The 10,443-nt window shown below is 56.8% G+C and carries 1 protein-coding gene; it reads left to right on the top strand.

Annotated features, from left to right (window positions below):
• The first annotated feature begins 9 nt into the window (after window positions 1-9).
• Window positions 10-10,374, top strand: coding sequence for an immunoglobulin-like domain-containing protein (locus tag NC856_RS14680; protein WP_264091188.1), 10,365 nt, complete (start codon window positions 10-12; stop codon window positions 10,372-10,374).
• Window positions 10,375-10,443 lie beyond the last annotated feature (69 nt).

Raw genomic sequence — 10,443 nt, 5'->3', positions numbered from 1 at the left:
GATAATCAGGTGACCGAAGGCAGCGCCTTTACCGTCACCGCCACCGTGGGCGCGCCGGTCACCGGCAGTCCGCTGGTGATCACGCTGAGTAATGATCAGACCATCACCATTCCGGTGGGCGAAAGCAGCGGCACGGTACAGATCGCTACACGCGGTGACGATGGCTATCAGCAGGGCGATGAACCCATCACGGTCGGCATTAAAGACGCTGCCGGCGGCAACTATGAAGCGCTGGATACGACCAGTACAACCACCACCACGGTAGTGGATAACCGCGACGCCACCACGCTGACGCTGGGGGATGTGACGGTAACGGAAGGCAGCGGCACTGCCACCATTGGCGCGACATTAAGCCAGCCGACCGATCGTGAGTTTACCGTGACGCTCAGCAATGGCGCGACCATCACCTTTGCCGCCAACAGTGCAGTTGGCACCTCAACGGCGTTTGCGGTGCAGGGCGATGATGTCTACCAGGACAGTGAAAGTTACACCGTGAGTGTAACCGACAGTGGCGCGCATAACTTCGAACAGTTGGATGTCAGCGACACCGCAACCGTCACCGTGACGGATACGGTCGATACCACCGCCATCACCCTGAGCGCGGATAATCAGGTGACCGAAGGCAGCGCCTTTACCGTCACCGCCACCGTGGGCGCGCCGGTCACCGGCAGTCCGCTGGTCATTACGCTGAGTAACGATCAGACCATCACCATTCCGGTGGGCGAAAGTACCGGCACGGTACAGATTGCGACACGCGGTGACGATGGTTATCAGCAGGGCGATGAACCCATCACGGTCGGCATTAAAGACGCTGCCGGCGGCAACTATGAAGCGCTGGATACCAGCAGTACAACCACCACCACGGTAGTGGATAACAGCGATACCACCACCTTGACGCTGGGGGATATCACTGTGGCGGAAGGCAGCGGCACCGCCACCATCGGCGCGACATTAAGCCAGCCGACTGACCGTGAATTTACCGTGACGCTCAGCAATGGCGCGACCATCATCTTTGCCGCCAACAGCGCGGTTGGCACCTCAACGGCGTTTTCGGTGCAGGGCGATGATGCCTATCAGGACGGTGAAAGCTATACGGTGAGCGTCGTCAATGCCGGTGAACATAACTTTGAACAACTGGACAGCAGCGACACCGCGATTGTCACCGTGACGGATACGGTCGATACCACCGCCATCACCCTGAGTTCGGATAATCAGGTCACCGAAGGCAGCGCCTTTACCGTCACCGCCACCGTGGGCGCGCCGGTCACCGGCAGCCCGCTGGTGATCACGCTGAGTAACGATCAGATCATCACCATTCCGGTGGGTGAAAGCAGCGGCACGGTACAGATCGCGACACGCGGTGACGATAGCTATCAGCAGGGCGATGAACCCATCACGGTCGGTATCAAAGACGCTGCCGGCGGCAACTATGAAGCGCTGGATACCAGCAGTACAACCACCACCACGGTAGTGGATAACCGCGACGCCACCACCTTGACGCTGGGGGATGTGACGGTAACGGAAGGCAGCGGCACCGCCACCATTGGCGCGACATTAAGCCAGCCGACTGACCGTGAGTTTACCGTGACGCTCAGCAATGGCGCGACCATCACCTTTGCCGCCAACAGCGCGGTTGGCACCTCAACGGCGTTTGCGGTGCAGGGCGATGATGCCTATCAGGACGGTGAAAGTTACACCGTGAGTGTAACCGACAGTGGCGCGCATAACTTTGAGCAACTGGACAGCAGCGACACCGCAACCGTCACCGTGACGGATACGGTCGATACCACCGCCATCACCCTGAGCGCGGATAATCAGGTCACCGAAGGCAGCGCCTTTACCGTCACCGCCACCGTGGGTGCGCCGGTCACCGGCAGCCCGCTGGTGATCACGCTGAGCAACGATCAGACCATCACCATTCCGGTGGGCGAAAGTACCGGCACGGTACAGATTGCGACACGCGGTGACGATGGCTATCAGCAGGGCGATGAACCCATCACGGTCGGCATTAAAGACGCTGCCGGCGGCAACTATGAAGCGCTGGATACGACCAGTACAACCACCACCACGGTAGTGGATAACAGCGATACCACCGCCATCACCCTGAGCGCGGATAATCAGGTGACCGAAGGCAGCGCCTTTACCGTCACCGCCACCGTGGGTTCACCGGTCACCGGCAGTCCGCTGGTGATCACGCTAAGCAACGATCAGACCATCACCATTCCGGTGGGCGAAAGTACCGGCACGGTACAGATTGCGACACGCGGTGACGATGGCTATCAGCAGGGCGATGAACCCATCACGGTCGGCATTAAAGACGCCGCTGGCGGCAACTATGAAGCGCTGGATACGACCAGTACAACCACCACCACGGTAGTGGATAACAGCGATACCACCGCCATCACCCTGAGCGCGGATAATCAGGTGACCGAAGGCAGCGCCTTTACCGTCACCGCCACCGTGGGTTCACCGGTCACCGGCAGTCCGCTGGTGATCACGCTGAGCAACGATCAGACCATCACCATTCCGGTGGGCGAAAGTACCGGCACGGTACAGATCGCGACACGCGGTGACGATGGTTATCAGCAGGGCGATGAACCCATCACGGTCGGCATTAAAGACACCGCTGGCGGCAACTATGAAGCGCTGGATACGACCAGCACAACCACCACCACGGTAGTGGATAACCGCGACGCCACCACCTTGACGCTGGGGGATGTGACGGTAACGGAAGGCAGCGGCACCGCCACCATTGGCGCGACATTAAGCCAGCCGACTGACCGTGAGTTTACCGTGACGCTCAGCAATGGCGCGACCATCACCTTTGCCGCCAACAGCGCGGTTGGCACCTCAACGGCGTTTGCGGTGCAGGGCGATGATGCCTATCAGGACGGTGAAAGCTATACGGTGAGCGTCGTCAATGCCGGTGAACATAACTTTGAACAACTGGACAGCAGCGACACCGCGATTGTCACCGTGACGGATACGGTCGATACCACCGCCATCACCCTGAGCGCGGATAATCAGGTGACCGAAGGCAGCGCCTTTACCGTCACCGCCACCGTGGGTTCACCGGTCACCGGCAGTCCGCTGGTGATCACGCTGAGCAACGATCAGACCATCACCATTCCGGTGGGCGAAATCAGCGGTACGGTACAGATTGCGACTCGCGGTGACGATGGTTATCAGCAGGGCGATGAACCCATCACGGTCGGCATTAAAGACGCTGCCGGCGGCAACTATGAAGCGCTGGATACCAGCAGTACAACCACCACCACGGTAGTGGATAACAGCGATACCACCACGCTGACGCTGGGTGATGTGACGGTAACGGAAGGCAGCGGCACCGCTACCATTGGCGCGACATTAAGCCAGCCGACCGACCGTGAATTTACCGTGACGCTCAGCAATGGCGCGACCATCACCTTTGCCGCCAACAGCGCGGTTGGCACCTCAACCGCGTTTGCGGTGCAGGGCGATGATGCCTATCAGGACGGTGAAAGCTATGCGGTGAGTGTCGCCAATGCCGGTGAACATAACTTTGAACAACTGGATGTCAGCGATACTGCAACCGTCACCGTGACGGATACGGTCGATACCACCGCCATCACCCTGAGCGCGGATAATCAGGTGACCGAAGGCAGCGCCTTTACCGTCACCGCCACCGTGGGTTCACCGGTCACCGGCAGTCCGCTGGTGATCACGCTAAGCAACGATCAGACCATCACCATTCCGGTGGGCGAAAGTACCGGCACGGTACAGATTGCGACACGTGGCGATGATGGCTATCAGCAGGGTGAGGAAGCGCTGACCCTCGGTATCAAAGACGCCGCCGGCGGCAACTATGAAGCGCTGGATACGACCAGCACAACCACCACCACGGTAGTGGATAACAGCGACGCCACCACGCTGACGCTGGGGGATGTGACGGTAACGGAAGGCAGCGGTACCGCCACCATCGGCGCGACATTAAGCCAGCCGACCGATCGTGAATTTACCGTGACGCTCAGCAATGGCGCGACCATCACCTTTGCCGCCAACAGCGCGGTTGGCACCTCAACGGCGTTTGCGGTGCAGGGCGATGATGCTTATCAGGACGGCGAAAGCTATACGGTGAGTGTCGTCAATGCCGGTGAACATAACTTCGAACAACTGGACAGCAGCGACACCGCAACCGTCACCGTGACGGATACGGTCGATACCACTGCCATTACCCTGAGCGCGGATAATCAGGTGACCGAAGGCAGCGCCTTTACCGTCACCGCCACCGTGGGCTCACCGGTCACCGGCAGCCCGCTGGTGATCACGCTGAGCAACGATCAGACCATCACCATCCCGGTGGGCGAAATCAGCGGTACGGTACAGATTGCGACTCGCGGTGACGATGGTTATCAGCAGGGCGATGAACCCATCACGGTCGGCATTAAAGACGCTGCCGGCGGCAACTATGAAGCGCTGGATACGACCGGTACAACCACTACCACGGTAGTGGATAACAGCGATACCACCACCTTGACGCTGGGCGATATCACCGTGGCGGAAGGCAGCGGCACCGCCACCATTGGCGCGACATTAAGCCAGCCGACCGACCGAGAATTTACCGTGACGCTCAGCAATGGCGCGACCATCACCTTTGCCGCCAACAGCGCGGTTGGCACCTCAACGGCGTTTGCGGTGCAGGGCGATGATGCCTATCAGGACGGTGAAAGCTATACGGTGAGTGTCGTCAATGCCGGTGAACATAACTTTGAACAACTGGATGTCAGCGATACTGCAACCGTCACCGTGACGGATACGGTCGATACCACCGCCATCACCCTGAGCGCGGATAATCAGGTGACCGAAGGCAGCGCCTTTACCGTCACCGCCACCGTGGGCGCGCCGGTCACCGGCAGCCCGCTGGTCATTACGCTAAGCAACGATCAGACCATCACCATTCCGGTGGGTGAAAGCAGCGGCATGGTACAGATTGCGACACGCGGTGACGATGGTTATCAGCAGGGCGATGAACCTATCACGGTCGGTATCAAAGACGCCGCTGGCGGCAACTATGAAGCGCTGGATACGACCAGTACAACCACCACCACGGTAGTGGATAACAACGACGCCACCACCTTGACGCTGGGGGATGTGACGGTAACGGAAGGCAGCGGCACCGCCACCATTGGCGCGACATTAAGCCAGCCGACTGACCGTGAATTTACCGTGACGCTCAGCAATGGCGCGACCATCACCTTTGCCGCCAACAGCGCGGTTGGCACCTCAACCGCCTTTGCGGTGCAGGGCGATGATGCCTATCAGGACGGTGAAAGTTATACCGTAAGTGTAACCGACAGTGGCGCGCATAACTTTGAGCAACTGGACAGCAGCGACACCGCAACCGTCACCGTGACGGATACGGTCGATACCACCGCCATCACCCTGAGCGCGGATAATCAGGTCACCGAAGGCAGCGCCTTTACCGTCACCGCCACCGTGGGTTCACCGGTCACCGGCAGTCCGCTGGTCATTACGCTAAGTAACGATCAGACCATCACCATTCCGGTGGGTGAAAGCAGCGGTACGGTACAGATCGCGACACGCGGTGACGATGGCTATCAGCAGGGTGAGGAAGCGCTGACCCTCGGTATCAAAGACGCTGCTGGCGGCAACTATGAAGCGCTGGATACCAGCAGTACAACCACCACCACGGTAGTGGATAACAGCGATACCACCACCTTGACGCTGGGCGATATCACCGTGGCGGAAGGCAGCGGCACCGCCACCATTGGCGCGACATTAAGCCAGCCGACCGACCGTGAATTTACCGTGACGCTCAGCAATGGCGCGACCATCACCTTTGCCGCCAACAGCGCGGTTGGCACCTCAACGGCGTTTGCGGTGCAGGGCGATGATGTCTACCAGGACGGTGAAAGCTATACGGTGAGTGTGACAGATACCGGTGAGCATAACTTTGAAACGCTGGTAAGCAACAGAGAATCGACAGTGACGGTAACCGATACAATGAATGAGGTTATTGCGACGCTGACGGTGGATAAGAACACGGTGGCGGAAGGCGAAAGCTTCACGTATTCCGTAACGCTCAGCAATCAGGCTGGTTTGCCGATGAGCAACCATGCCGCGCTGACGTTTACGCTGACCGATGGCACAATGGTGACGGTGCCGGCGAACAGCACGAGCGGTTCGGTGACGCTAGTGGCGCAAGACGATGTGTTTGTTGGCGGTCAACCGGCGGTGGTGAATCAATTGGTGTCGGTGAGCGGCGGCGAAGCGTTCGAGAAGTTGACGCTGAACGATAATCCGGTAACGACCACGGTAACGGATGAACCAGGTATGCCGGGGGAGCCGAATATTCCAAACCAGGGCGATGCGCTAATTGTGTCGATACAGGCCGATAAGCCTGAGTTCGCCGAGAATGAAACGCAGACCTTTACCGTTTCCCTTAATCAACAACTGGATCGTGATGTGGTCGTCACGTTGGACGGTGGTAAAACCGTCACTATTGCCAAAGGTACGACTGAAGTGGTCTATAGCCGCGCGGCCCAGGGCGATGACGTGTATCAGGACGGCGCATCGTTGACGGTGGCATTGCAGGATGCGCAGGCCGCTGACGGCACGCTGTTCGAGAACCTGACGTTGGGAGCGCCCGCCGAAGCAAGCGTGGTCGATACCGTTGATACGGTGACTGCGGTGCTGAGCGTGTCGCCAAACCCGGTCGAGGAAGGGAGCGAGGTCACCTATACGGTTGAATTGTCCGGCCCACAGGGTGCTGATTTGAGTGATCACGGTGGTTTGGTGATTGCACTGTCTAATGGCAAGTCCGTCACGATCGCGGCAGGATCGACGCTCGGTACGGTAACGGAGACGGTTGACGATAATGTTTTTGTCGGCGAGCGTCGGCAGACGGTAAGTATCGATAGGATCACCGAACAGGGTTCGGGAACCCAGGTGTTCGAAAATCTGGTCAAAGGTAATGACGTGACGGTGACGATCACCGACGAAGCCGTGCCAGACTCGGATGACACCGTTTATGCCACTATCAGTGTTGATCAGCCGATGGTATCTGAAGGCGGCGCGCTAAGCTACACGGTAAAACTGGTGGATAGCACGGGTAAAACCGTGGAACTGCCGGCAGGCAAGTCCGTCGATATTTTGCTGAGTTGGAGCGGTGACGCGGCGAATAACAGCGATACCACGGGCCGCCCAACCAGCGTAACGATTACCGGCGGTTCATCCACGACATTTGTGGTGGACGTGGTGGATGATCAGGTTAGAGAATCTGACGAACAACTGGTCGTGACGATCTCCGGGGTGACGGATCGGAACGGCGCATTTGAGGCGGTGGCGATAAGTGCTCAGGATACCGCCTCAAGTACGGTGATCGACAATGATCAAGATCCGAGGCTCACGGCGGGTACGACCCATGTCTCTGAAGAAGGTTTATCCGGCGGTGTGCCTGATACCCGCGGCGATAATGATACAACGGATTCACGCTTCAGCAGCGGTACGATAACGATTGAGCATCCGCACCCGACCACGGTAACGCTGGTTGCGCCTGACGCGAATGCGCCTGCGCTGACGTCTGATGGACAATCTGTTTCCTGGGCATTGTCTCAGGAGGGCAAAACGCTCATCGGTTCGACGCCGGCAGGTAAAGTCGTCACCCTCTCCATCGACGATTCGGGTGAATACACTGTGGAATTACATCGCTCAATCGATCATCCGAATACAACTGAAGAGGACACGTTTGACCTCAATGTGGGCGTTAAGGTTGCCGATCAATATGGCAACACCAGTAATACGACGCTGACGGTGGTGGTAGAAGATGATGCGCCGGTTGCTCAGAATGTTGAAAACACGCTATCGGTTCCTGTGAGCGAGGTGATCGTTACCGGTCTTCAGGGCGGGTTTGTGAATGCGAGCTATCAACGTGATGCTAGCGGTCGCTCTATGGATACGGATCGTGCCGATAGCTACTATGAGCAACTTCGTTGGGGGAATAGCACCGGCTCCGGGCGGTCGGGATATGATTATTATGATAATGAAGATTATCGTAGTAGCAGTTCGGAGAGTTTGATCGGTTCCACCTTTAAGTTAGGAGCGTTTACGCATCTTAACTATCCGGTGACGGGCGGGGCGCTCGACTCCACTGATTTGGTGGTGAACTTTAACGTTATGATTGATGGTGAAAACCACGAAATCACCCACACGATAAAACTGACGCATACGGAAACGGCCAATACGGAAAACGTGTGGGTGCCTGGAAGCTGGTGGCGACCGGGTCGTTGGGAGCAAAGAGAACTGTCCGCTGAAGCTCAGCGCGACATTGTTGAAATTGATCAGTCTACCCTGACGAAGACCTTTACCGTAGGTGACCGAACTTTCGAGTTCACGATCGATGGCTTCAAGAATAGCGAATACGGTACGCCGGTTTCCAAGGTGTATACATGGGAAAACGCCTCCAATGCGTTTGATCTTTATGCCACCATCTCTGCGGTGGATGATATGCCCAGAATCAATGGTCAGATTGACGGCGACGCTTATCAGGTTGGCGCCGATGGCGCCGGGACGGAAGGCGTGATCTGGAATAATGCCACGCAACAAGCTGACGGCACCTATGTCATTGTGAATGAATACGGGACGTTTACCGGGAAATCGGATGGCTCTTATACGTTTGAAATGAGTCGTGAAGCCAGAGATAGCATGGCGGTGGGCGATCAACCGGAAATGAAATTCTCTTACACCGTTAAAGATAGCGATGGTGACGCGGCAACCGCGGATGTGGTGATTACGCTCAAAGGTGAAGCGAATGCTCCTGAGACAGGTCAGGCGCCGGAAGTCAGTTTTGAGCTTATTGGCGAAGCGAAAGAAATTTCCGACAACGGCGATCTGAATGGCGGAGCGGGTGAGGGCTGGAATGGGCAATGGAATACCAACGAGCCGACAAGCTGGAAGGGGGCTTTCTTCTCTCTGGCGGATAAAGATAAAGGCATGATTGCGACTGATTATGATTATCTCGGTCAACGTATCGCGCAAAGCGGCCTGCCGTCCGGGGCATTGCCGAAAGTCTGGCAGCAGGTTGATGGCGTGACTGCCGGTTCTGTTATCCAGATGGAACTAGGCTGGAATAACGGTATTTCCGGTAATGGCGGGGCGAATGGCGCGCCATTACAGGTGGTTGTTTCTTTCAATGGCATTGAACTGCTGAGGATTACCACGCCGGATACGGCTAACTATGATTGGCAGACAAACGGCAAATTCGAAAATGGTCAATGGGTTGACTATTTCCCGGATGATGCGTTGAACGCCTCGGTTGAAGTATTGCATGATGGCGTCACGTTCGTTCTGGATGGCGTGACCTACGGCGCGCAAGACGTCGCCGCGTTGGAAACCTGGGCGAAAACCTATCAGGATACGGCAAAACGTACTGACGCTGATTATCTGGACGACAAGTTCAGCGTTATTCAGATTTTGTTGCCGGATGATGTGGTGCCGGCGAATGGCAGCGGTGAACTGGCCGTTGAATTCAACCCGCTGGGTAATTACGGCAACACAATGGATGATATCCAGATAGGCTCTTTCAAACTCATCGGTTCGGGGGATATCACCACGCTCCCGCAGGATGATGTCGCCACAACGTTCAACGCGCAGGTAACCATTTCCGATGCGGATTCCCTGGATCTGAAAGAGGTGGTCATCAAAGCCGACGGTCTGGGCGTCGATGATAAAATATCGTTGCCGGATAATGTGTTGTTTACTGTTGTGCAGCAAGACGATGGTAATGTGTTGACGATAACATCCAAGGATAGCGCGGGCGAAAGCATCGGCGACTGGAATAGTTTCCTGTCGCAATTAGCCCTTACCACATCCGGCAGTAACGCCAAATCGATCAGCATGCAGGTGACCGATATTGAGGGCAATACCAGTAAGGCGTCCACCGTCTATTTTGGTAGCGCGGGCAGTGATGAACTGTATGGCGGCAGCGGCAATGACCAGTTGTTTGGCGGTCAGGGCAACGATACTCTGGTTGGCGGCGATGGCGACGATATCCTGATTGGCGGTGCGGGGGCGGATACCTTTAAATGGCAGTCTGGCGACATTGGCCATGATGTGATCAAGGATTTCAACGCCAGCGAAGGTGACCGGATCGATTTGAGCGATCTGGTCGGCGAACTTGAAGAAGGAACCGATATCAGCCGTTACATTCGCATTCAGGATAACAACGGTTCGCCAACCATCGAAGTCAGTACGGAAGGTAATTTTACCGCGGATAACGGCGGCACGGTCGCGGTATCCATTACGCTTGATCAATACAATGGCGCACTGCCGTCGCTTGAGAGTTTGATCAGCAAACCAGAACATGCGGAAAGCTGATAGGGGCTGAGGTAAGCAGTCCCCGCCAGTCTGGGGTAATAGCAGTAAAAACGGGGCTTTCAAAGGATT

This window comes from Brenneria izbisi (assembly GCF_025840185.1).
Lineage (GTDB): Bacteria > Pseudomonadota > Gammaproteobacteria > Enterobacterales > Enterobacteriaceae > Brenneria > Brenneria izbisi.
Note: the sequence above shows the minus strand (reverse complement) of the source record. Positions and strands in the feature narration are given on the sequence as shown.